Origin of the sequence: Rhodovulum visakhapatnamense (assembly GCF_004365965.1) — a bacterium.
GTDB lineage: Bacteria > Pseudomonadota > Alphaproteobacteria > Rhodobacterales > Rhodobacteraceae > Rhodovulum > Rhodovulum visakhapatnamense.
On the sequence record NZ_SOEB01000005.1, the window covers coordinates 146,074 to 168,076 of the forward strand.

The following is a 22,003-nucleotide window of genomic DNA, read 5'->3' on the forward strand; positions in this document are numbered from 1 at the left end:
CTCCTCGTCGGCTCAGCGGCAGGCCGCCGCGGCGGCAAAGCCCGCCGGGCTGGCCGGATGCGGCAGCGCGCGGCGCGAGACCTGCCCGCCGCTCAGCCGCACCGCGATGACGCGCTGCCAGTCGGGATCGGCCAGCAGAAGCTCGGGCGTGCCGCCACAGGTCCGAAGGCCGCCCGAGATGACATCGTCGCCGATCCGGTGGTTGGTCAGCCCCTCGGCCACGGCCACCGGCACCAGACGCCCGGCCTCGAGCCGCCAGATCCGCAGCACCCGCGCCCGGTGCGGGCGGTCGACATAGGCAATCTCGACCCGGCCGTCGCCGTCGAGATCGGCCGCCCCGGCCGGGGCGAGCCAACGATAGGGCTGGCCGAGAAAGGGCGTCGCCGCGATCAGCCCGTCAGCGCCATAGACCGACAGACGCGCGCCCCGGGCGAGGTCGGTTTCGACCGCCAGAACCTCGGGAGCGCCATCGCCGTCGAGATCCGCGAGCCGGGGCGCCAGATCCTCGAAGACCCGGGTGTCGGGCAGGACGATCCGCCGGGTCCCGCCTTTCGACAGGCGCAGCACGAGGCTGCCCCATTCCAGACCGTCGCCCAGCACCCCGTGATCGTAGCGCGCTGTCGGGTCGGCATAGCGGGCCGCGGCGATCCGCGCCGAGGCCCCGTCGCGGGCGGAGGCAGGCAGGGCCCCCGCCAGCAGCAACGCGGCCACCAGCAGGGCCGCGCCGCGCATCAGATCTGCTTTTCGGGCATCTGCACGATCAGCCCGTCCAGGGCATCGGTGACCTTCAGCTGGCAGGTCAGGCGCGAGCGCTTGGGGTCGGTCGCATAGGCGAAGTCCAGCATGTCCGCCTCCATGTCCTCGATCGCCGGAAGCCGGTCGACCCAGTCGGGATGGACATAGGCATGGCAGGTCGAACAGGCGCAGGCGCCGCCGCAATCGGCGTCGATCCCGGGAATGCCGTTGTCGCGCGCGCCTTCCATCACGGTCAGCCCGCTGGCCACCTCGATGACATGCTCGGTGCCGTTATGTTCGATATAGGTGATCTTCGCCATCGCTGTCCCCTGCTCAAAGCCCTCTGTCGCGGCCGGGATAGTCGAGCCGTGCCGCTTTTTCCAGCGAAAGCGGAAAGGCTTGCGCGCACGCCCATATGTTCTATCTTTGTTCCTATGACCGCCCGACCCTACGACCCCGAAATGCCGCCCGCGCCGGACTGGCCCCGCCCGCCCCGGGCGATCCCGCACGGGCTGCTGGACCTGCCGCCCTCCGGGGCGCGGGTGACGGTGGCGGGGCTGGTGCTGGTGCGCCAGCGGCCGGGCACCGCCAAGGGCGTGATCTTCGTCACGCTGGAGGACGAAACCGGGGTCTGCAACGTGGTGGTCTGGGCCAAGGTGTTCGAGCGTTTCCGCCGGGCGGTGATCGCCGCGCGGCTGATGCGGGTAACGGGGCGCGTCCAGCGCGAGGCAGGCGTGACCCATGTGATCGCCGAGCATGTCGAGGACATCTCCGGGATGCTGGACGACCTGCTGCGCCCCGATCTGTACCGGGCGGGCGACCAGCCCTCCCAGGCCAGCCGCCCCGACTGATGCCGCAAAAGAAAGGGGCGCCCGTGCAAAGGCGCCCCCAGACGACCCGGAGGGGTCATATCCGAACCGGCCTATTCCCCGACCGACAGCGCCACGAAGCGCGGCTCGCCCTGACGGCGGACCAGCAGCAACAGCGACTTGCGCCCGGCATCGCGGGCCTCCTCGATCCGCTCTTGCAGATCGGCGGCGGTGGCCACCTTGCGTTGACCGGCCTCGGTGATGACATCGCCCGAACGGAGCCCCTTGGCATAGGCCTCGCCGGTTTCGTCGATATCGGTCACGGCCAGCCCGTCGGTCACGGTGCCGACACCCAGCTGGTCACGCAGCTCGTCGGTCAGCGGCACCAGCGTCATCCCGAGGACCTCGGCCGCTTCGGCTTCGGGCGCAGAGGGCGCGTCCGTGCCCGGGGCCGCCCCACCTTCGGCGGTCTCGCGCCGACCCAGCGTCACCAGCAAGGTCTGCGTCTTGCCCTGGCGGAAGACAATCACCCGCACCGCCTTGCCAACCGGCGCATTGCCCACCTGGCGCACCAGACCGTGGGTGTCCTGCACATCGATGCCGTCGAAGGACAGGATCACGTCACCCGACTGCATCCCGGCCTCGGCCGCCGGGCCTTCGGGCACATCGGTCACCACGGCGCCCCGCGCCTGATCGAGCCCCAGCGCCTCGGCCATGTCGGGGGTCACGTCCTGGATCCGCACGCCCAGCCAGCCGCGCCGGGTCTCGCCGAATTCCTTGAGCTGCGAGACCACATTGGCCACCACCTCGGAGGACATGGCAAACCCGATCCCGATCGAGCCGCCGGTGGGCGACAGGATCGCGGTGTTAACGCCGACGACCTCGCCCTCCATGTTGAAGAGCGGCCCGCCCGAATTGCCCTTGTTGATCGCGGCATCGGTCTGCAGGAAATCGTCATAGGTGCCGCTGAGCGCCCGGCCCCGGGCCGAGATGATCCCGGCCGAGACCGAGAACCCCTGCCCCAGCGGGTTGCCCATCGCCATCACCCAGTCGCCGACGCGCATCATCTCGCTTTTGCCGAAGGGCACGAAGGGCAGCGGCTTGTCGCTTTGCACCTTCAGAAGCGCGATGTCGGTATTGGGGTCGGTGCCGACCACCTTGGCCTCGAGCGTGCCGCCCTGAAAAAGCTCGATCTGGATCTCGTCGGCCTTCTCGATGACGTGGTTGTTGGTGACGATGTAGCCGTCTTCCGAAATCAGGAAGCCCGAGCCCAGCGCCTGGCTGCGTCGCGGCGGCATGTTGGGGCTGCCGTCGGGATTCATGAAATCGCGGAAGAAATCCTCGAAGGGCGAGCCCTCGGGCACCAGCGGATTCGACCCGGCATGGCCCTCGACGGTGGTCGAGGTGGTGATGTTGACCACCGCCGGGCTGACCTTGTCGGCAAGATCGGCAAAGCTCTCCGGCGCCGCGCGCGCCAGGGCCAGACTGGCCTGCGCCAGCAGCAGCGCCGCGCCCAGCAGCAGCGCCCAGACCGGACGCAGCCGTTCGGGCGACACGCCCCGGACCGAAAGGGAGATGGCCTGCGATGTCACCGATATGTCCTCCTGGAAGAAATGCCGACGGCCCCAGCGCAAGGGGCAGACGCTTGTGTCTTATGCGGCCTGGGGCGGCCTGCACGCAATACGGGTGCGGGTCCGCCCGCCTCAACAGGCCGTGAGCGGTCCCGGCCCCGAGTGTTTCATCCCCAGAGCGATCGGGCAAGCCAGACGATGGCGGTGCCCAGGGCCACCGCCCCCAGACCGATCGCCCGCCGCGTCTCGACCGGGATGCGGCGGATCAGCTCCAGCGCCTGTTCCAGACGCGAAGGGGCCAGTGCGAACACCAGCCCCTCGAAGACCAGGGCCATCCCAAGCCCCAGGACGATCATGTCCATCCTCAGTCGGACGCCGGAACCTGGGTCGGAGCCGGGGCGGCCGCGGGCCGGTTGGCCTGCTTGAGATACTCGAAGAACTCGCTGTCGGGCGACAGCACCATCGAGGCGTTCCCCTTGCCCAGCGCTTCCTTGTAGGCGTTGAGCGAGCGGTAGAATTCGAAGAATTCCTCGTCGGCGCCGAAGGCCTCGGCGAAGACCCGGTTCCGCTGGGCGTCGGCCTGACCGCGAATGATCTCGGATTCGCGCCGCGCGTCCGACACAAGCTCGACCACGGTCCGGTCGGATTGCGCCCGGATACGCTGCGCCGCCTCGTCGCCGCGGGCGATCTCGTCGGCGGCCTCGCGTTCGCGTTCGGCCCGCATCCGCGCGAAGGTCGCCTCGAGGTTCTGTTCCGGCAGGTCGGTACGCTTGAGCCGAACGTCCACGATCTCGAGCCCCAGCCCCTGCGCCTCCTCGGCGGCGGCGTTGCGGATCCGCATCATCAGCGCGGCCCGGTCGGAACTGAGAATGTCGTTGGACGAGACCGAGCCCAGCACCTCGCGGGTATTGGCGCGCAGCACGCTGTCGAGCCGGTCCTCGGCGGCACGGATGCCGCCCACGCCGACCGCCTGACGGAACCGGACCACATCGGCGATGCGGTACCGGGCGAAGGCGTCGACCACCAGGCGGCGGTCGTCCGAGGGCGTCACCTCCAGCGGGTCGATATCGCGGCTGAGGATGCGGTCGTCATATTTCACCACCTCCTGGATCAGCGGGACCTTGAAGGCGAGCCCGGGCTCGGCCTTGACCGCCCTGACCTGACCGAACTGCAGCACCAGTGCGCGTTCGCGTTCGTCGACGATGAAGACCGAGGACAGGGCCGTCGCCCCCACCAGGATCGCAAGAGGGATCAGGAATGCCGATTTCTTCATGGATCAGTTCCCCCCTCTGGCGGAATCGGTGCGGCGAAGATCGTTCAGGGGCAGGTAGGGAACCACGCCGCCCGTTCCGGTCAGGTCCTTGTCGAGCATGATCATGTCGACCTTGCCCAGCACCTCTTCCATGGTTTCCAGATAAAGCCGCTTGCGGGTGACCTCGGGCGCCTTGGTGTATTCGTCCAGAACGGCGCTGAAACGGCTGGCCTCGCCCTCGGCCTCGTTGACGACGCGGGCGCGATAGCCTTCGGCCTCTTCGAGGATCTGCGCCGCCTCGCCGCGCGCACCGGCGACGACGCGGTTGGCATAGGCATCGGCCTGTTTCTCGAGCCGGTCGCGTTCCTGTTCGGCGGCCTGCACCTCGCGGAAGCTGTCGATGACTTCCTTGGGCGGATCGGCCTTGTCGAAGTTGACGCGGACAACGTTCATGCCGGAATCGTAGCTGTCGAGCGTCTGCTGGATCAGGTCCGTCAGCCGCGAGGCAATCAGGCCGCGGTCGCGGTTCAGGATCGGCGCCAGTTCGGACTGGGCGATGATCTCGCGCATCGCCGATTCGGACACCGCACGGATGGTCTGGCGCGGGTCGCGCAGGTTGAACAGGAACTTCGCCGGATCGTTGATGTTCCACACCACCTGGAAGTCGATATCGACGATGTTCTCGTCGCCGGTCAGCATCAGCCCGGCATCGGCGCCGGCCCGGCCCACGCCCATGTCCTCGGTCTGTTCGCGGGTGACCGGGATCACCTCGGCGCTGACCACCGGCCAGGGCGCGAAGTTCAGACCCGGATTGCCGGTCTGCAGATAGCGGCCGAGGAAAAGCTCGACCGACTGTTCCTCGGGTTTCACGGTGTAGAACGACGCCCAGCCCCAGGCCACGCCCGCAGCCAGCACCGCAAGGGCGACGCCGCTTCGGGTCAGTTTCGGGCCGCCGCCGCGTCCGCCGCGCCCGCCCATCAGGACGCGCAGCTGTTCCTGGCCCCGGCGCATCAGCTCGTCGATTTCAGGGATCTGGGGCGGCTCGTCGCCCGGGCCGCGCCCTCCGCCGCCCCGGTTGCCTCCGCCGCCCTGTCCGGAGCCTCCGCTCCCCCAGGGACCGCCACTATTTCCAGCCATATGGGGTCTTACCTCTTGTCTTGCCCAATCTCGTTCTCGTGTTCGCGATGTCTGCTGTAACTGGTCACCGCGCGCCCGAATTCAACCCGTGCGGACCGGCGCCTTCAGCGTCACCAGCTCTTCGGCCATGGTCGGATGCACCGCGACCGTCCGGTCGAAGTCCTCTTTGGTGGCGCCCATCTTGATCGCCACCGCCGCCAGCTGGATCATTTCCGCCGCGTGATCGGCCACGATATGACAGCCCAGAACCTTGCGGCTGCCGGTCTCGACGATCAGTTTCATCATCACCCGGTCGGGTTGCCCGGCAAAGCCCGACTGCATCGGCCGGAAGGCGGTCGAATAGACCTCGATCGGGCCGTGGCTGCGCGCTTCTTCCTCGGTCATGCCGACCGCGCCGTATTCGGGCTGGGTGAAAACCGCGCCCGGCACCAGCTCGTGATCGGCACGGGTGGGGTTGGCCTTGAACACGGTCTCGACGAAGGCCGCGCCCTCGCGGATCGCGACCGGGGTCAGCGCGATCCGGTCGGTCACGTCGCCCACCGCATAGACCGAGGGCACCGAGCTTTGCGACCAGGCATCGACCTCGACCGCGCCGTTCTGCTTCAGCCGCACGCCCGCCTCTTCAAGCCCCATGCCGTCCGTATTGGGCCGCCGTCCGGTGGCGAACAGCACCGCGTCGAAGACCGCGTCGCGCCCGTCGGTGGCCTTGACCCAAAGCCCGTCCTCGACCCGGTCGATGCGCTGCACGTTGCAGCCCACGCGCAGGTCCACCCCCTGGGCGCACATCGCCCCGGCGATATGGCCGCGCGCCTCCTCGTCGAAGCCGCGCAGGATCTGCGCGCCGCGATAGAACTGCGTGACCTCGACCCCGAGTCCGTTGAGAATGCAGGCGAATTCGCAGGCGATATAGCCGCCGCCGACGATCAGGATGCGTTTCGGAAGGCTCTCGAACAGGAACACGTCATTCGAGGTGATCGCCAGATCGGATCCCGGAAATTCGGGCACGAAGGGCCGTCCGCCGGTCGCGATCAGGATATGGCGCGCGGTCTTCTCGATGCCATTGGCCAGCCGCACCGTATGCGGATCCGCCAGCACCGCGCGGCTGTCGAAGATCTCGACGCCCGCGCGCTCGAGATTGCCCCGGTAGACGCCTTCCAGCCGGGTCAGTTCGTCGTAGAGCCGCGCCCGGAAGACCGTCCAGTCGAACTCGCCCGCCTGCGCCTGCCAGCCATAGGCGCGCGCCTCTTCGAAGACGCGCGGATAGCCCGAGGCATAGACCATCAGTTTTTTCGGCACGCAGCCGCGGATCACGCAGGTGCCGCCCATCCGGTATTCCTCGGCCAGCCCGACCCGGGCGCCCGCCTCGGCCGCCGCCAGCCGCGCCGCGCGCACCCCGCCCGAGCCGCCGCCGATGACGAATAGATCGTAGTCGAAGCTCATGTCCCCTCCCTCAGAGATCGGCGAAGAGATTGTCGCTTTCGGCCAGCTCGACCCGGCCCTCCTCGCTGCCCTCGGCATCGCGCAGCTCGGCCCGTCCGTCGGGGTGGCCGATCACCACCGCGTCGCAGATGTCGATGAACAGCCCGTTCTCGACCACGCCCGGGATCTGGTTCAGCAGAAGCGCCAGCTGGCGCGGATTGCCGATCCGGCCCAGATGCAGGTCCAGAACCAGATTGCCCTCGTCGGTCCGGAACGGCGTCTCGCCCGCCATCCGAAGCGTGATATCGCGGCCCAGGACGTCAAGCCCTTCCAGCGCCTCGGCGATCAGCTTGCGGCTGGCCGTCCAGCCGAACCCGATGACCTCGACCGGCAGAGGAAATGCCCCGAGCTGGGCCACCGCCTTGGCGGGATCGGCGATCACCACCATCCGGTCGGACGCGGCCGCCACGATCTTTTCCTGCAGATGCGCGCCGCCGCCCCCCTTGATCAGGTTGAAGGCCGGATCGAATTCGTCGGCGCCGTCGATGGTCAGATCGAGCCAGCGCGCATCTTCAAGACTGACGACGTCGATGCCGACCTCGCGGGCCAGCGCCGCGGTCCGGCTCGAAGTCGGCACGGCGGTGATCGACAGCCCCTCGTTGCGGACCCGCGCGCCAAGGCTTTTCACCAGCCAGGCGGCGGTCGAGCCGGTGCCGAGCCCGACGCGCATGCCGTCCTCGACCAGATCGGCAGCGCGGCGCCCGGCGACGTATTTGGCCATTTCTATGGGGGAAAGCTCTGCGCCCATGGTCCCACTCCTCTTGCAGTCCCAGCCGTTATAGACGCCCACCGCCAGCGCGGCGAGGCCGAATTGCCCGACACGCTGGGCGGGTTGCGAGAGCGGGAAAGACAGGGAGAGGGTCGTCGGGGCCGCGGCCGTCCATTCCGGCGCCGACCGGACCCCGGGGACCAGACTGGCAGGGAAGACTTGCCGTCGGGTTACCGATCCGCGCGGAGCGCCGCGATCACCGCTTGCAACATCTCGGGAAACCGGGCGCGGTCGCCCGGGGAAAGGCGCGCCAGCGCGCGGGCATTGACCTCGGTCGCGGCCTCGGTCGCTGGCGCCTCCAGCGCGCGGGCCCGGGCGGTCAGCCGCACCCGGCGCGCGCGCCGGTCGGCCGCGTCGGGTTCTCGCATGATCAGCCCGTCGCGTTCCATCCGGTTCAGCGTGTTGGCCATGGTCGCCTGTTCCACATCCAGCCGTTCGACCAGGTCGCGCTGTGTCAGCCCGTCTTCGCGCCAGAGCTCCAGCAGCACCATGAACTGCCCCGGCATCAGGCCCAGAGGCGCGATCCGCCGGGTCAGCGCCGCCGCGAACAGCCGCGCCATGTGGTTGGCGAGATACCCCGCCGAGTCGTCCTTGTCGAAAACCATGGGCCGTTCTGGCATTGCATAGCCCGCTATTCAATGCCATATTGCATAGCAGGCTATCCATATAAGGGGAATCGTCATGGAACCGAAACCGACCGAAAGACTGCCTGCCCCAGGACTGCATGCCGCCGCCGGCACGCTGGGTCTTGTCCTCATCGCCGCCTTCTGGCTGTCGACGCTGGGCGCCGAGCTGTTCGGCACGCCCGCGCAGATCGCGGCGGTCAAAACCGCGATCCCCTACGGGCTTATTCTGCTGGTGCCCGCTCTGATCGCCGCCGGAGCGGGCGGAGCCCGGCTGGCGCAGCATCGTCGCGGCCCGCTTGTGGCCCGCAAGACCCGGCGGATGCGGATTGTCGCGATGAACGGCCTTCTGATCCTCGTGCCCTCGGCCCTGTTTCTGGCGCGCAAGGCAGCGGCGCAGGACTTCGACGCGGCCTTCGTCGTGATCCAACTGGCCGAGCTTGTCGCGGGCGCGGCCAACCTCATGCTTCTGGGCGCCAACCTGCGGGACGGCCTGGCGATGCGCGGTCTTCGCCCCGCTTTGCGCTGACTGCCCGCCGAAGGTCGCTTTCGGAATGGACTTGCGCCCGCCGCACGCCACCTTGAGCGGAAAGGGAGACGCGCATGTACCTGTCCGTTTTCGACATCTTCAAGATCGGCATCGGTCCCTCGTCGTCGCATACGATGGGGCCGATGGTGGCGGCCGCGCGGTTTCTGGAAACCCTGCGCGGATCGCCCTTTAACCCGGTGGGCCTCCGCGCCTCGCTGCACGGATCGCTGGCCTTCACCGGGGTCGGCCATGCCACCGACCGGGCGGTGATCCTTGGGCTCGACGGGGTCACGCCCGAGGCCTATGACGCCGCCGCCGCCGAAACCGCGCTGGCACGGATCCGGGCCACCGCCGAGGTGCGGCCCGACGGGCTGCCGCCTTTGCGCTTCGACCCGGCGACCGACCTTGTCTTCGATTACGACCGCCCCCTGCCCGGGCACGCCAACGGCATGACGCTTTCGGCCACCGACGCCCAGGGCGACGTTCTGGCGACCGAGACCTATTATTCGATCGGCGGCGGCTTCGTGCGCACCGAAGCCGAGCTTGCGGCGGGCGACCCGGCCGATCAGGGCGCCGAACGCCCGGTCCCCTACCCGTTCAGCAGCGCGGCCGAGATGCTTGAGATGGCGCGCGCCTCGGGCCGGTCCATTGCCGCGATGAAGCGCGCGAACGAACTGGCGCGAATGAGCCCTGCCGCGCTCGAGACCGGGCTTGCGCGGATCTGGTCGGCGATGTCGGACTGCATCGAGCGCGGGCTCGCCACCGATGGCGGCCTGCCGGGCGGGCTTGGCATTCGGCGCCGCGCCCATGCGATCCACAGCGCGCTGATGGCCGAGCGCGGCATGAACCTGACGCCGCCCCACACGATCAACGACTGGATGAGCGTCTATGCCATGGCCGTCAACGAAGAGAACGCCGCCGGCGGGCAGGTGGTGACGGCGCCCACCAACGGCGCGGCCGGGGTGGTGCCCGCCACGATCCGCTACTGGCTGAGCCATGTGCCCGCCGCACAGCCCTCGAAAATCGGGGATTTCCTGCTGACCGCCGCGGCCATCGGCGGGCTGATCAAGCATAACGCGTCGATCTCGGGGGCCGAATGCGGCTGTCAGGCCGAAGTGGGCTCAGCCTCGGCGATGGCGGCGGCGGGATTGGCGGCGGTGATGGGCGGCAGCCCCGAACAGGTCGAGAACGCGGCCGAGATTGCACTGGAACACCATCTGGGCATGACCTGCGACCCGGTGAAGGGGCTGGTGCAGGTGCCCTGTATCGAACGCAACGGGCTGGGCGCGATCAAGGCGGTTTCGGCGGCGTCGCTGGCGCTGCGCGGCGACGGACGGCATTTCGTGCCGCTCGACGCCTGCATCGAGACCATGCGCCAGACCGGCCGCGACATGAGCGAGAAGTACAAGGAAACCGCGCTGGGGGGGCTTGCGGTCAACGTGCCCAACTGCTGACCGGACGCAAAAGGCGCGCCCGGTCCCAATCGGCTATTCGTTCATCTTGGAGAGTTTCTGCTGCAATTCGGCAAGCTGGCGCTTGATCTCGTTCAGCTCATTCGGCCCGCCCTCGTCATCGTCCTCGCCAGGACCTGAACCGCCTGCCCAATTGCCGGTCATCGCCTTCAGAAACGCCTCCTGCTGGGCCTGAAGCGCCTCGAAGCCGGGCATTGCCATCGGATTGATGCGGCCGAAATTCTCGATCATCTTCGACTGGCCGTCGCGCAGCATCTCGAAGCTCGCAGCCAGGAATTGCGGCACCACGCTTTGCGCCGAGGTGGTGTAGCTGCGCACGAGATCGTTCAGCACGTTGATCGGCAGGACGCTTTCGCCCTTGCTTTCATGTTCGGCGATGATCTGCAGAAGGTATTGGCGCGTCAGGTCGTCGCCGCTTTTCAGATCGACGATCTTCACGTCCCGGCCCGACCGGATCACCTTGGCGATGTCCTCCAGCGTCACGTAATCGCTGGTTTCGGTGTTGTAGAGACGGCGGCTCGCATAGCGCTTGATCAGCAGCGGCTCTTTCGCGTCGGTCACGGACTGTCCTCCCCCCGGTGCCTGCAATGCCCATGTTGCAGCGCAGAGAGCTTAGGCGCGCCCGCAGCAAAAAGAAAGGGCGGGCACGCAGCGTGCCCGCCCTTCCGGAATTGGTCCGGCGACAGGGAGGAGTGGTCGGCCGGACGCTCCGGCCGATCAGGCCTTGTCGGCCGCCATGGTCGCGGTGGCCTTCTTGGCGGTCTTGGTCGCCGTCGCGGTGGCTTTCTTCATCGCCGAGGTCGCATCCTCGGAGAAGTCCTTGCCCGCGGCCAGCATCAGCTCGACGGTTTCCATCTGAACCTTCTTCGCCACTTCCGCGAAGGCGGCCATGTTCTCGGCAGCCATCTCGGCCGAGGACGACGCGAAGTCGGTCATGGCCTTGGTGTAATCGGTGGGCTCGTCCTTGACGGTGGTCATCTCGCCGACCTTGGACAGGGTGTCCTTGGTCCACTTGGCGGAAATCTCGGTCGATTTCTCGGCGGCCTCAAGCGCGACCTTCGACATCTTCTCGGCCAGGGCAGCCTGGGTCTTGAAGGCGTCCTGCATGGTGGTCGGGTCCATCGAGAACGCCGACATCATGTCCTGCATCATCTTGGTGAAATCTTGTGCGTCAGCCATGGGTCTCTCTCCTCTTACGGGCATCAAGCGCCCGAACTCTGCTGTGATCCAAGGATTAAGATACACGCTGCACTGCAGCATTTCAAGATGTTTATGCTGCACCGCAGCATTTCTGGCAAGCCCCTGATTCAGGGTGCCTTTTCACCCAGAACATAGGTTCCGGGGGCATCGCAGAGCGGCGCGCGCCCTCCGACTCCCGGATCTCGGGCGGGAATCTGCTTGCCCGAGCGGCGTTTCAGCCAGGCCTCCCAGCGCGGCCACCAGGACCCTTCCGTGAACTCGGCACTCTCGCGCCATGCCGCGGCCGCCAGATCCTTCATCGGGGCGTCGTTGACATAGTGGCCGTATTTCTTCTTGTCGGGCGGGTTCACGATGCCTGCGATATGCCCCGACTGCGACAGGATGAAGGTCTTGTTGGTCGACCCCATCTTGCGCACGCCCTCATAGCTTGACGCCCAGGCCGCGATATGGTCGGTCTCGCAGGCTACGGCGCAGAGCGGCAGCCGGACCTCCGAGATATGCACCCGCTCGCCGCAGATCTCGAACCCGTCGCTGGCGAACCGGTCCCCCTGACACAGCCCGCGCAGGTATTCGACCACCATCCGCGCCGGCAGATTGGTGGAATCCCCGTTCCAGTACAGCAGGTCGAAGGCGGGCGGAGCCTCGCCCATCATGTAATTGCGGATCGCGGGGCGGTAGATCAGGTCGTTCGAGCGCAGGAAGGAGAAGGTCCGCGACATGAAGAAACTGTCGAGAAATCCCTTCTGCGTCACCTCGCGCTCGATCCCGTCGACGAAATCGTTGTCGAGAAAGACCCCGACCTCGCCCTGGTCGGAAAAGTCGGTCAGCGTGGTGAAGAAGGTCGCCGACCGCACCGACGTATCGCCGCGCTTCTGCAGCAACGCCAGCGTCAGCGCCAGCGTCGTGCCCGCGATGCAATAGCCGACCGCGTTGACCTTGTCCTCGCCGGTGATCGCCTTCACCTCGGCGATCGCGGTCAGGTAGCCCTCCTCGACGTAGTCGTCCATGCCGACCTCGGCATAGCTGGCATCGGGATTGACCCAGGACACCACGAAGACGGTGTAGCCCTGCCCGACCAGCCAGCGGATCAACGATTTCGGCGGGGTCAGATCGAGGATGTAGAACTTGTTGATCCAGGGCGGGAAGATCAGAATCGGGGTGGCATAGACAGTCTCTGTCGTGGGCGCGTACTGGATCAGTTCCAGCATCCGGTTGCGGAACACGACCTTGCCCGGCGCGGTCGCCAGATTGCCGCCCACCTGAAAGGCCTCGCGATTGGCCAGCGTCACCAGAATTTCGCCGTCATTGGCCTCGATGTCGCGCACGAGGTTTTCCAGCCCGTCGACCAGCGACTGCCCGTCGGTCGCCACGGCGCGCTCCAGCGCCTCGGGATTGGTGCCGAGGAAATTCGCGGGCGACATCAGATCGACGATCTGCTGGGTGAAATATTCCAGCCGCTTGGCGTCGCGCGGCGCGAGCCCGTCGATATCCTTGACGGCGTTCGAGATCGCCTCGGCGCTCATCAGGTATTGCTGCTTGATGTAGTTGAAATAGGGGTGCGTCTGCCAGAGCGGATTGGAAAAGCGCGGGTCCTTCGGGGTGTTGTCGGTCGGCGCCTGCAGCTTGCCACGCGCCAGCGCCTCCTGCGCCTCGACGAAATGCTTCAGTGCCTTGCCCCAGTAGGACACCTGATGCTCGATCAGCTTCGACGGGTTCTGCATCATCTCGGCCATGTAGGCGGCGGCCGCCTTCATGTAGAGATCGTGCCCCGGCGCCTGCAGGTTCGGATCGATCCGCCGCTTTTTCGCCACCGCGGCGACCAGCCTTTCGGTCAGGTCCTCCATCTTGGCGATGTTCTCGTTCAGCCGTTCGAGATTGGTGGCCGACAGTTCAGCCTTCGTTGCATCTTCTTTTGTTGTCACGGCGTTGTTTCCCCCTTAACCTTCGCAGATGCAGCATGGGCGCCCAGCCGACCGTTGCGGCCGGCCCCCGATATACCATCGCAGATGGAGTGGCGAATGAAATTCATGACGACCTACGACCTGATGGAAACCGCGCGCAATACGAACCAGTGGTTCGGAGCTACCGCCCGCGCGCTGGGGTCCTATCCGGCCGTCGCCATGGTTCCCTCCCCGCTCTTCCGGATGGTGGCCGCCTGGGGCGAGGTCACCGAACGCACCTTCGCCCGCATGGTGGCAAAGCCCGACTGGAACATCAACACCGTGGTGGGTGCGGACGGGCGCGACCATATCGTTTCGGTCGAGAAATGCGTGACCCGGCCGTTCGGCGATCTGGTCCATTTCAAGGTGCATGGCCGCCCGCAGATGCGGCGCCGGGTGATGCTGGTGGCGCCGATGTCGGGACATTATGCCACCCTGCTGCGGTCGACCGTGGCAAGCCTTCTGCCCGATTGCGACGTCTACATCACCGACTGGCACAATGCCCGCGACATCCCGGTGTCGCAAGGCAAGTTCGATATCGAGGACTATACGCTTTATCTGGTCGATTTCCTCAAGCATCTCGGCCCCGACACCCATGTCATCGCGGTTTGCCAGCCCGCGCCCCTGGCGCTGGCCGCAACCGCCTATCTGGCCGGGGAAGACCCCGCGGCCCAGCCCCGCACACTGACCCTGATCGGCGGGCCGATCGACCCCGATGCGGCGGCCACCGACGTTACCGATTTCGGCCGCCGGGTGACCATGGGCCAGCTCGAACAACTCGTGATCCAGCGGGTCGGGTTCAAGTATGCGGGCGTCGGGCGGCTGGTCTATCCGGGCATGCTGCAGCTGGCCTCGTTCATGTCGATGAATGGCGACCGCCACACCCGCGCCTTCTCGGAACAGATCCTGCGCGCGGCCAAGGGCGAAGCGGGCGATCACGACAAGCACAACCGCTTTTATGACGAATATCTGGCGGTGATGGACATGACGGCCGAGTTCTATCTCTCGACGGTAGACCGGGTTTTCAAACGGCGCGAGATCGCGCGGAACGTCTTTTCGGTCGACGGGCGCAAGGTCGATATCGCGGCGATCACCGATGTCGCGGTCAAGACCGTCGAGGGCGCCAATGACGACATCTCGGCGCCCGGCCAGTGCATCGCGGCGCTCGACCTGCTGACCGGGCTGCCGGCGCACAAGAAGGCCAGCCATCTCGAAGCCGGGGCGGGCCATTACGGCATCTTCGCGGGCAAGAGCTGGCGCAACAACATCCGCCCGCTGGTGCTGGAATTCATCGACGCCAATTCGGGCGATCCGCAACCGGCGCGGGCCCATCTGAAATCGGTCTGACAAGGGGCCGCGCCCCGTGGGCGCGGGTATTTGGACCAAGAAGAAGACCCGAAGCGCCGATCCCGCGCGCGGACGGTCACGCAACCTCGAGGATGGCCGTCTCGATCAGGGCAAGCGTTTCGGGCGTCGAAAAGCGGTGATCGGCGCCCTTCACCAGCGTCAGTCGAAGATCGGGCGCCTCGATCCGGTCGAGCAGGCGCAGCGCGACGCTGAGGTCCACATCCTCGTCGGCGGTGCCTTGCAGGAGCCGCACCGGTACGTTGAACGCGAGGGGCGCGCGCAGCACGAGGTTCCGGCGTCCGTCCTCGATCAGGCGGCGGGTGATGACATAGGGGCTGTCGGCATAGGCCGAGGGGATCTCGACCCGGCCCGCCGTCATCAGCTCGGCCCGCTGGGCGTCCGAGAACCCGGCCCACATGCTGTCCTCGGTGAAATCGGGTGCGGCGGCGATGCCGACGAGGCCCGCCACGCGATGGGGCAGCGCGCGCGCCAGCAAAAGCGCGATCCAGCCGCCCATCGAGGACCCCACCAGCACCTGCGGCCCTTCGGTCAGCGCCCCAAGCGCGGCACGGGCATCGGCCGCCCAGTCGCCGATGGCCCCCTCGTCGAAGCGGCCCGAGCTCTGGCCGTGGCCGGAATAGTCGAACCGCAGGAAGGCGCGGCCCTGCGCCTTGGCCCAGGTCTCGAGATGGGTGGCCTTGGTGCCCTCCATGTCCGACATGAAGCCGCCGAGAAAGACGATGCCCGGCGCCCTGCCTTCGGTGCGGTGATAGGCCAGACGGCGGCCCTCGGGCGTGGTCAGCATCTGCGGTTCGGTCATCGGCCCCGGTCTCCTTCGCGGTCGTTCTTTTCTGCGCCGGGACGCTAGGCGCGCGGCCCGGCATCCGCAAGGCCCGGCGGGGCGGCTGGCCTTGCGGAGACCGCCGAATTGGAGTTTTCTCCGGCCATGACTGGACCCCGTTTCACCCCGCTCGTCGACAGCCTTCCCGCCACCGTGCCGTTCGTCGGCCCCGAAACGCTGGAACGCGGCCGCGGCCGGCCGTTCCGGGCGCGTCTTGGCGCGAATGAGAGCCTCTTCGGCCCCTCGCCGAAGGCGGTCGCCGCGATGCAGGCGGCGGTGCGCGAGGTCTGGAAATACGGCGACGCCCAGAACCACGCGCTGCGCCAAGCACTGGCCGAGGTGCATGGGGTCGCGCCCGACTGCATCATGGTCGGCGAAGGGATCGACGGGCTTCTGGGCTATCTGGTGCGGCTGGTGGTCGGGCCGGGCGACGCGGTGGTGACCTCCGAAGGGGCCTATCCGACCTTCAACTACCATGTCGTGGGCTTTGGCGGCGCGCTGCACAAGGTGCCCTATCGCGACGACCACGAGGACCCGGACGCGCTGATCGGGAAGGCCGCCGAACTGGGTGCCAAGCTGGTCTATCTGTCGAACCCCGACAACCCGATGGGCACCTGGCTTCCGGCCGGGCGGGTGCAGGCGATGATCGAGGCGGTGCCCGAGGGCACGCTGATGGTGCTGGACGAGGCCTATGTCGAATTCGCCCCCGACGGCACCGCGCCCGCCATCGACCCCGAAGATCCGCGGGTGATCCGGTTCCGGACGTTTTCCAAGATCCACGGGCTCGCCGGGGCGCGGGTGGGCTATGCCATCGCCGCGGCGCCGCTGATCGCTGCCTTCGAGAAGGTGCGCAACCATTTCGGCATGTGCCGGATCAGCCAGGCCGGGGCGCTGGCCTCGCTGGCCGACACCGCCTGGCTGGCCGAGGTCAAGGCGCAGGTGGCCGAAGGCCGTGCCATGATCGCCCGGATCGCCAAGGCCAACGGGCTTTCCCCCCTGCCCTCGGCCACCAATTTCGTGACGGTCGATTGCGGCGCGGACGGCGATTTCGCGCGCCGGGTGCTGGCTGAACTGACCCAGCGCGATGTCTTCGTGCGCATGCCGGGGGTGGCGCCGCTCGACCGCTGCATCCGGATCGCATCGGGCCCCGAGGATCAGCTGGCCGTGCTGGCCGAGGCATTGCCGAAGGCGCTGGAGGCCGCCCGGGCCTGAGCCCCGCGTTTACCCATCGTCCGGCGATTCGTGGCAGTCTGTCGTCATGTCAGACCGCCCCGATCATCCCGCCGACACGTTCTTCCGCGCCTTTCTGGTGTCGGGCTTCTTCGCCTTCTTCGTGTTGCTGGTCCTGGTCTGGGTGACGGCGGGTTACGGATGGGCGCTGGCGCTGGCCGGCGCGATCTGGTTCGCGCTGCATCTGGCCGCCGCCTGACCGGTCAAAGCGGCCACAGAAGCGGGATCAGCAACGCCGACAAAAGCCCCATGGACAGGTTCAGCGGGATCCCCACCCGCAGGAAATCGGTGAAGCGATAGCCGCCGGGGCCATAGACCATCATGTTGGTCTGATAGCCGATGGGCGTCGCGAAACTGGCTGAGGCCGCGATCATCACCGCCACCACCAGCGGCCGCGGATCGACGCCAAGCGCATGGCCCAGCCCCACCGCAATCGGGGTCACGACGACGGCGACCGCGTTGTTTGTGACCAGTTCGGTCAGCACCGAGGTCAGCAAGTACACCGCCCAGACCACGAAGAACGGCGGCAGTTCCGCCAGATAGGGCGCAAGCCCGTCGACGATCAGCTTGACCGCGCCCGAGGATTCCAGCGCCGCACCGACCGCCAGCATGGCGAAGATCAGCGCCAGCAACCGGCCCTCGACGAAGGTGAAGGCCTCTTCGGCGTCGATGCAGCGCGCCGCCAGCACCAGCGCCACCGCCGCCACCGCCAGCATCAGGATCGGCGCGACACCCAGCGCCGCCAGCACCACGATGCCCACCAGCGCGCCGATGGCGATGGGCGCCTGGGTCCGGCGATAGGCGCGGCCCGAGGGATGGGTGATGTCGACCAGCCCCATGTCGGCGGCCAGCCGCTTGATGTCGGCGGGCGCGCCCTCCAGCAGCAGGGTGTCGCCGACCCGCACCACCAGATCGTCAAGCTGGCGCCCGATATTCTGGTTCCGCCGGTGCGCGGCCAGCACATAGACCCCGAATTTCCGCCTCAGCCGCAGCGAGCCCAGCGTCTGTCCGATCATCTTGCAGCCGGGCGAGATCAGCACCTCGACCGTCGAGGTCTCGACCGCCGACAGCTGATCGACCCGGCGCAACGACTTGTTGCGCTGCAGCGACAGCAATTCGGTGACCTGGGTCCGCAACACCACCCGGTCGCCGGTCTGCAGCGTCACGCCGTTCAGATTGCGCCGGAGCGACTCGTCGCCCCGGATCACGTCGATCAGCCGGACGCCCTCGCGCTTGAACAGCTGCACGCCCGTAACCTCGCGGCCGATCAGGTTGCTGTCGGGCGGGATCACCGCCTCGGTGAAGAACTTCATCTTCGACTTGTCGGACAACAGATCGGCCATGCTGTCGCGGGCGGGCAGCAGCCGGCGCCCGAAGACGCGCAGATAGATCATCCCCCAGGCGACCAGCACCAGCGCCAGCGGCGTGACCTCGAAGATCGAGAAGGGCTCCAGCCCCTGGGTCCGCGCCACCCCGTCGACCAGCAGGTTGGTCGAGGTCCCGATCAGCGTCAGCGTGCCCCCGAGGATCGCGGCATAGCTGAGCGGGATCAGAAGCTTCGAGGCCGAGACCCCGAGGCTGCGCGCCAGCTGGACGAACACCGGCAGCATCACCACCACGACCGGCGTATTCGACACGAAGGCCGACGAGATCAGCACGAAGCCCATCAGCGTGGCAATGGCGCGCCGTGGCTTCTGCTTGCCGCCGCGCTCGGCGGCATGGATCACCCAGTCGAGCGCGCCGGTCCGGACCAGCGCCCCCATCACCAGGAACATCGCGGCGATGGTCCAGGGGGCGGGGTTCGACAGCACCCGCAGCGCGTCCTCATAGGGCAGGATGCCCAGAACCAGCATCACCGTGGCGCCGCAGATCGCGATCACCTCGGCAGGATAGCGTTCGCGCACGAAGGCCACGAACATCGCGGCCACGACCGCCAGCGCCAGCAGCGCCATGCCGGTGGGGGGGAGCGAAAGCGGGATCATCGACGGCCCTTCACTGGCTTCAGGACAAGTATGTGCGCCCGATCCGGCCTCGGCAAGCGATGCGGCCGGGTCCGGAAGGGTCGCGGCGGCCACCGCGGATTGCTCCGCCCGGCCGCGCGCCGTCGCAGGAAAGACCGTCCCGAGGACGTCCGGTCGGCCCGCAAGGGGCTCCGGTCATGGCGCGGCCTGCTCCAGCCGTCCGCCCTGGCGGATCATGCGCACGCGCATGGCGCGGCCGGTGCGGTCGTCGGTTTCGACATAGACGCCCGACAGGGTCGCCTCGCCCATCGCCGGAGTAAAGCGGGTCTTCGACATGCCGGTGATGAAGCGGCGCATCGGTTCGGCCTTGTCCATGCCGATGACCGAATCGTAATCGCCGCACATGCCGGCATCGGTCAGATAGGCGGTGCCGTCGGGCAGGATCTGGGCGTCGCCGGTCGGCACATGGGTATGGGTGCCGACGACAAGGCTGGCGCGGCCGTCGCAATAATGCCCCAGCGCCATCTTCTCGGAGGTCGCTTCGCAATGCACATCGACCACCGCCGCCTGGGCAAGCCCGCCCAGCGGATGCGCCTTCAAGACGGTCTCGATGGCCGAGAACGGATCGTCGAAGGGCCGCTTCATGAAGACCTGGCCAAGGATCTGCGCCACCAGCACCTTCCGCCCGCCCCGGGCGTTGAACAGCCGCGCACCCTTGCCCGGCGCCCCCTTGGCGAAGTTCAGCGGCCGCAGGATACGCGGCTCCTGCTCGATGAAACCCAGCATGTCCTTCTGGTCGAAGGCATGATCGCCCAGCGTCACGCAATCGGCCCCGGCCTCGAGCAGCCCCTTGGCATGGGCAGGCGTCAGCCCGGCGCCCGACGAGGCATTCTCGCCATTGACCACAACGAAATCGAGGCCCCAGGCCTCGCGCAGGGCCGGAAGGCGGTCGGCCACGGCCGACCGGCCCGAGCGGCCCATCACATCTCCGAGGAACAGCAATTTCATGGCCGTCAGCCCTAGGACGGAGCGGCCGCGCGCGCAAGTGTCTTAGGGCAGGATCACTTCCGCTTCGGTAACGATCAGATCGAGCGGCAGGTCGGTCGGCTCGGCCGGAAGGTCCGGCAGTTCCTGGCCCGCATAGGCCAGCCCGACCGCCAGAACAGGGCCGCGCGCGCGCAAAAGCGCCAGTGTCCGGTCGTAGTACCCGCCGCCATAGCCCAGCCGGATGCCCCGCCGGTCGAAGGCCAGAAGCGGCACGATCAGCACCTCCGGGACCATCGGCCGCGGCTCGGACGGGATCGAGACGCCGAACGGCCCCCGCTCCATCGCGCAATCAGGCGTCCAGAGCCGGAAGGACAGCGGTCGCGCCGCGCCCTCGATCACCGGCACGCCGACCGGCCCGGCCCGGCCCAGCGCCGCCATCGCGGGGCGCGGGTCAAGCTCGGACCGGATCGGCAGATAGCCGGCGGCCGGGCGGCCCAGATGAGGCGCCAGCACCGCGTCCAGCCGGGCCAGAGCCTCTGCGCCGCGGGCCGGGTCATGGACGGCGGCGCGCCGCGCCTGCGCCTCGGCCCGAAGCGCGGCCTTCGCCGCGACGATCACAACAGCACCACCGAGGCGAGCCCGAGAAACGCGAAGAAGCCGACGACATCGGTCACCGTGGTCACGAAGGTCCCCGAGGCCAGCGCCGGATCGACCCCGAGCCGGTCCAGCATGACCGGCACCAGGATACCGGCCAGCGCCGCAACCCCCAGATTGATGATCATCGCCGCCGCGATCACCATCGCCAGCGTGCCCGATCCGAACCAGAGGACGCCCACCGCCCCCATCACCAGCGCGAACAGCACCCCGTTGATCACGCCGACAGCCAGTTCGCGCCGCACGACGCGCCAGACGTTCGAGCCGGTCAGGTCCTTGGTCGCCAGCGCGCGCACCGCGACGGTCAGCGACTGGGTCCCGGCATTGCCGCCCATAGAGGCGACGATGGGCATCAGCACGGCCAGCGCGACCACCTGGGCGATCGCGGTCTCGAACTGGGCGATCACCAGCGAGGCGACGATGGCGGTGCCGAGGTTCACCAAGAGCCAGGGCACGCGCTGACGGCAGGTCTCGACCACCCGGTCGCTGAGGCTGCTGTCGCCGACCCCGGCCAGACGCAGGATGTCTTCTTCATGTTCCTCGTCGAGGACGGCCATCGCGTCGTCGATGGTGATGATCCCGACCAGCCGCCCGGCATCGTCGACAACGGGCGCCGAAATCAGGTGATACTGGTTGAAGGCATAGGCGACCTCGCCTTCCTCCTGGGTCGCGGGAATGGTGCGGAAGCTCTCCTCGAACAGCTCGGTCAGCTTGACCGACCGGCGCGAGGACAGAAGCTTGCCAAGCGTCACGTAGCCCACCGGCCGGATGCCGGGATCGACCACGATGACATGGTAGAACTGGTCGGGCAGCGTTTCCTTGTGGGCGCGCAGATGGTCGATGGTCTCGCCCACGGTCCAGTGTTCGGGCGCGCGCACCACCTCGCGCTGCATCAGGCGGCCGGCGGAGTATTCCGGATAGGTCAGCGCCTGCTCGACGGCCAGCCGGTCGGCATCTTCCAGCGCGTCCAGAATCGCCGCCTGCTGCGGCTCGTCGAGATCTTCCAGCAGATCGACGACGTCGTCGGATTCAAGCTCGCGGACGGCCTCGGACAGGACGTCGCGCGGCAGGAAGGCGATCACCTCCTCGCGCAGGCTTTCGTCGAGTTCGGACAGCACCTCGCCGTCGAAGAAGCTCGATCCCAACAGCAGGATCTCGCGCCGGTGGCCGCTGTCGACCTGTTCCAGAAGGTCGGCGATGTCGGCGGGGTGCAGCGGTTCCAGCAATTCGCCAAGGCGCACCCGGTCGCCTGCGGCCACGGCCAGGCGGATCGCGGCAACCGTCCGGTTGTCGAGACCGTAGCCCTCTTCCCCGGGCTCCGCCTGGTCGATGACCTCGTTTTCCATGCCTGCCCTTCCGCTGCCTTGTCCGCACCATAACCATTGCCCGTTGCAGGCAACAAGGTCGGATGCAGGCCGCGCGCGGCCGCAGGCCCGAGCATCGGCCAGAAACCTCTCCGGAGATGTC

23 protein-coding genes are annotated in these 22,003 nt (G+C 67.7%); 6 read left to right on the top strand and 17 right to left on the bottom strand.

Annotated features, from left to right (window positions below; genetic code table 11):
* Positions 1–12: 12 nt before the first annotated feature.
* Both EV657_RS06520 and EV657_RS06525 read right to left on the bottom strand, forming a co-directional pair.
* Complete coding sequence (locus tag EV657_RS06520; RefSeq protein WP_243837502.1) at positions 13–732, bottom strand: FG-GAP repeat domain-containing protein; 720 nt, start codon at positions 730–732, stop codon at positions 13–15.
* Positions 732–1,055 (bottom strand): 2Fe-2S iron-sulfur cluster-binding protein, encoded by a 324-nt coding sequence (locus EV657_RS06525; protein WP_134077437.1) that lies wholly within the window; start codon positions 1,053–1,055, stop codon positions 732–734. Before EV657_RS06525 ends, EV657_RS06520 begins: the two co-directional genes overlap by 1 nt.
* A 141-nt stretch (positions 1,056–1,196) precedes the next feature.
* Here EV657_RS06525 and EV657_RS06530 point away from each other — a divergent pair, with 141 nt between their 5' ends.
* A complete protein-coding gene (locus tag EV657_RS06530; protein ID WP_243837503.1) occupies positions 1,197–1,586 on the top strand; it encodes an OB-fold nucleic acid binding domain-containing protein in 390 nt (129 codons plus the stop codon).
* Positions 1,587–1,657: 71 nt separating this feature from the next.
* Here the strand turns inward: EV657_RS06530 and EV657_RS06535 are convergent, their stop codons facing one another.
* The 7 genes from EV657_RS06535 to EV657_RS06565 all read right to left on the bottom strand — a co-directional run bounded on the left by EV657_RS06535 (position 1,658) and on the right by EV657_RS06565 (position 8,357).
* The gene (locus EV657_RS06535; RefSeq protein ID WP_113670858.1) at positions 1,658–3,136 is read right to left on the bottom strand and encodes a Do family serine endopeptidase; all 1,479 of its coding nucleotides are present in this window, start codon (positions 3,134–3,136) and stop codon (positions 1,658–1,660) included.
* 146 nt (positions 3,137–3,282) lie between these two features.
* Positions 3,283–3,477, bottom strand: a complete 195-nt coding sequence (locus EV657_RS06540; protein WP_075784913.1) for a DUF2065 domain-containing protein — start codon at positions 3,475–3,477, stop codon at positions 3,283–3,285.
* Between the two features lie 2 nt (positions 3,478–3,479).
* Positions 3,480–4,388 carry a protease modulator HflC gene (gene hflC / locus EV657_RS06545; RefSeq protein WP_113670859.1) on the bottom strand — a complete coding sequence of 303 codons (909 nt, stop codon included), beginning with the start codon at positions 4,386–4,388 and terminating at the stop codon, positions 3,480–3,482.
* Between the two features lie 3 nt (positions 4,389–4,391).
* Entirely contained in the window at positions 4,392–5,504 is a 1,113-nt protein-coding gene (gene hflK / locus EV657_RS06550) for an FtsH protease activity modulator HflK (RefSeq protein ID WP_113670860.1), read from the bottom strand.
* Between the two features lie 81 nt (positions 5,505–5,585).
* Positions 5,586–6,944, bottom strand: coding sequence for a glutathione-disulfide reductase (gene gor / locus EV657_RS06555; RefSeq protein WP_134077438.1), 1,359 nt, complete (start codon positions 6,942–6,944; stop codon positions 5,586–5,588).
* A gap of 10 nt (positions 6,945–6,954) precedes the next feature.
* Entirely contained in the window at positions 6,955–7,731 is a 777-nt protein-coding gene (gene rpiA / locus EV657_RS06560; protein ID WP_134077439.1) for a ribose-5-phosphate isomerase RpiA, read from the bottom strand.
* A gap of 191 nt (positions 7,732–7,922) precedes the next feature.
* The gene (locus EV657_RS06565) at positions 7,923–8,357 is read right to left on the bottom strand and encodes a MarR family winged helix-turn-helix transcriptional regulator (RefSeq protein ID WP_075784908.1); all 435 of its coding nucleotides are present in this window, start codon (positions 8,355–8,357) and stop codon (positions 7,923–7,925) included.
* A gap of 76 nt (positions 8,358–8,433) precedes the next feature.
* Here EV657_RS06565 and EV657_RS06570 point away from each other — a divergent pair, with 76 nt between their 5' ends.
* Both EV657_RS06570 and EV657_RS06575 read left to right on the top strand, forming a co-directional pair.
* Positions 8,434–8,904 carry a hypothetical protein gene (locus EV657_RS06570; protein ID WP_113670863.1) on the top strand — a complete coding sequence of 157 codons (471 nt, stop codon included), beginning with the start codon at positions 8,434–8,436 and terminating at the stop codon, positions 8,902–8,904.
* A gap of 74 nt (positions 8,905–8,978) precedes the next feature.
* Complete coding sequence (locus tag EV657_RS06575; protein WP_134077440.1) at positions 8,979–10,358, top strand: L-serine ammonia-lyase; 1,380 nt, start codon at positions 8,979–8,981, stop codon at positions 10,356–10,358.
* 33 nt (positions 10,359–10,391) lie between these two features.
* Here the strand turns inward: EV657_RS06575 and phaR are convergent, their stop codons facing one another.
* The 3 genes from phaR to phaC form a co-directional block, all read right to left on the bottom strand.
* Positions 10,392–10,937, bottom strand: coding sequence for a polyhydroxyalkanoate synthesis repressor PhaR (phaR, locus tag EV657_RS06580; RefSeq protein ID WP_075784905.1), 546 nt, complete (start codon positions 10,935–10,937; stop codon positions 10,392–10,394).
* Positions 10,938–11,093: 156 nt separating this feature from the next.
* Positions 11,094–11,555 (bottom strand): phasin family protein, encoded by a 462-nt coding sequence (locus tag EV657_RS06585; protein WP_075784904.1) that lies wholly within the window; start codon positions 11,553–11,555, stop codon positions 11,094–11,096.
* 128 nt (positions 11,556–11,683) lie between these two features.
* Positions 11,684–13,498: a class I poly(R)-hydroxyalkanoic acid synthase gene (phaC, locus tag EV657_RS06590; RefSeq protein WP_425057247.1), complete on the bottom strand. Its 1,815-nt coding sequence runs from the start codon at positions 13,496–13,498 to the stop codon at positions 11,684–11,686.
* Positions 13,499–13,594: 96 nt separating this feature from the next.
* Between phaC and phaZ the strand changes: the two genes are divergently transcribed.
* Positions 13,595–14,863 carry a polyhydroxyalkanoate depolymerase gene (gene phaZ / locus EV657_RS06595; RefSeq protein ID WP_134077441.1) on the top strand — a complete coding sequence of 423 codons (1,269 nt, stop codon included), beginning with the start codon at positions 13,595–13,597 and terminating at the stop codon, positions 14,861–14,863.
* A 76-nt stretch (positions 14,864–14,939) separates the two neighbouring features.
* Here phaZ and EV657_RS06600 read toward each other — a convergent pair whose 3' ends face one another.
* Positions 14,940–15,683 carry an alpha/beta fold hydrolase gene (locus EV657_RS06600; RefSeq protein ID WP_113670867.1) on the bottom strand — a complete coding sequence of 248 codons (744 nt, stop codon included), beginning with the start codon at positions 15,681–15,683 and terminating at the stop codon, positions 14,940–14,942.
* A gap of 126 nt (positions 15,684–15,809) precedes the next feature.
* Between EV657_RS06600 and EV657_RS06605 the strand changes: the two genes are divergently transcribed.
* Positions 15,810–16,916, top strand: coding sequence for a pyridoxal phosphate-dependent aminotransferase (locus tag EV657_RS06605; RefSeq protein ID WP_134077442.1), 1,107 nt, complete (start codon positions 15,810–15,812; stop codon positions 16,914–16,916).
* Positions 16,917–16,962: 46 nt separating this feature from the next.
* Positions 16,963–17,133, top strand: coding sequence for a hypothetical protein (locus tag EV657_RS21505; protein ID WP_166673659.1), 171 nt, complete (start codon positions 16,963–16,965; stop codon positions 17,131–17,133).
* A gap of 4 nt (positions 17,134–17,137) precedes the next feature.
* On the opposite strand, the gene EV657_RS06610 is transcribed toward EV657_RS21505, so the two are convergent.
* The 4 genes from EV657_RS06610 to mgtE form a co-directional block, all read right to left on the bottom strand.
* A complete protein-coding gene (locus EV657_RS06610) occupies positions 17,138–18,916 on the bottom strand; it encodes an SLC13 family permease (protein ID WP_113670869.1) in 1,779 nt (592 codons plus the stop codon).
* A gap of 174 nt (positions 18,917–19,090) precedes the next feature.
* Complete coding sequence (locus EV657_RS06615) at positions 19,091–19,903, bottom strand: TIGR00282 family metallophosphoesterase (RefSeq protein WP_113670870.1); 813 nt, start codon at positions 19,901–19,903, stop codon at positions 19,091–19,093.
* Positions 19,904–19,945: 42 nt separating this feature from the next.
* A complete protein-coding gene (locus tag EV657_RS06620) occupies positions 19,946–20,500 on the bottom strand; it encodes a 5-formyltetrahydrofolate cyclo-ligase (RefSeq protein ID WP_113670871.1) in 555 nt (184 codons plus the stop codon).
* Positions 20,497–21,882, bottom strand: a complete 1,386-nt coding sequence (mgtE, locus tag EV657_RS06625) for a magnesium transporter (RefSeq protein WP_075784896.1) — start codon at positions 21,880–21,882, stop codon at positions 20,497–20,499. The genes EV657_RS06620 and mgtE overlap by 4 nt, the downstream gene beginning before the upstream one ends.
* Positions 21,883–22,003: the final 121 nt, after the last annotated feature.

Excerpts from the sequence above, each read along its gene's own strand:
- EV657_RS06520 (WP_243837502.1), bottom strand. The coding sequence starts at position 732 with ATGCGCGGCGCGGCCCTGCTGGTGGCCGCGTTGCTGCTGGCGGGGGCC.
- EV657_RS06525 (WP_134077437.1), bottom strand. The coding sequence starts at position 1,055 with ATGGCGAAGATCACCTATATCGAACATAACGGCACCGAGCATGTCATC.
- EV657_RS06530 (WP_243837503.1), top strand. The coding sequence starts at position 1,197 with ATGCCGCCCGCGCCGGACTGGCCCCGCCCGCCCCGGGCGATCCCGCAC.
- EV657_RS06540 (WP_075784913.1), bottom strand. The coding sequence starts at position 3,477 with ATGGACATGATCGTCCTGGGGCTTGGGATGGCCCTGGTCTTCGAGGGG.
- hflC (WP_113670859.1), bottom strand. The coding sequence starts at position 4,388 with ATGAAGAAATCGGCATTCCTGATCCCTCTTGCGATCCTGGTGGGGGCG.
- hflK (WP_113670860.1), bottom strand. The coding sequence starts at position 5,504 with ATGGCTGGAAATAGTGGCGGTCCCTGGGGGAGCGGAGGCTCCGGACAG.
- gor (WP_134077438.1), bottom strand. The coding sequence starts at position 6,944 with ATGAGCTTCGACTACGATCTATTCGTCATCGGCGGCGGCTCGGGCGGG.
- rpiA (WP_134077439.1), bottom strand. The coding sequence starts at position 7,731 with ATGGGCGCAGAGCTTTCCCCCATAGAAATGGCCAAATACGTCGCCGGG.
- EV657_RS06565 (WP_075784908.1), bottom strand. The coding sequence starts at position 8,357 with ATGGTTTTCGACAAGGACGACTCGGCGGGGTATCTCGCCAACCACATG.
- EV657_RS06570 (WP_113670863.1), top strand. The coding sequence starts at position 8,434 with ATGGAACCGAAACCGACCGAAAGACTGCCTGCCCCAGGACTGCATGCC.
- EV657_RS06575 (WP_134077440.1), top strand. The coding sequence starts at position 8,979 with ATGTACCTGTCCGTTTTCGACATCTTCAAGATCGGCATCGGTCCCTCG.
- EV657_RS06585 (WP_075784904.1), bottom strand. The coding sequence starts at position 11,555 with ATGGCTGACGCACAAGATTTCACCAAGATGATGCAGGACATGATGTCG.
- phaZ (WP_134077441.1), top strand. The coding sequence starts at position 13,595 with ATGAAATTCATGACGACCTACGACCTGATGGAAACCGCGCGCAATACG.
- EV657_RS06600 (WP_113670867.1), bottom strand. The coding sequence starts at position 15,683 with ATGACCGAACCGCAGATGCTGACCACGCCCGAGGGCCGCCGTCTGGCC.
- EV657_RS06605 (WP_134077442.1), top strand. The coding sequence starts at position 15,810 with ATGACTGGACCCCGTTTCACCCCGCTCGTCGACAGCCTTCCCGCCACC.
- EV657_RS21505 (WP_166673659.1), top strand. The coding sequence starts at position 16,963 with ATGTCAGACCGCCCCGATCATCCCGCCGACACGTTCTTCCGCGCCTTT.
- EV657_RS06610 (WP_113670869.1), bottom strand. The coding sequence starts at position 18,916 with ATGATCCCGCTTTCGCTCCCCCCCACCGGCATGGCGCTGCTGGCGCTG.
- EV657_RS06615 (WP_113670870.1), bottom strand. The coding sequence starts at position 19,903 with ATGAAATTGCTGTTCCTCGGAGATGTGATGGGCCGCTCGGGCCGGTCG.
- mgtE (WP_075784896.1), bottom strand. The coding sequence starts at position 21,882 with ATGGAAAACGAGGTCATCGACCAGGCGGAGCCCGGGGAAGAGGGCTAC.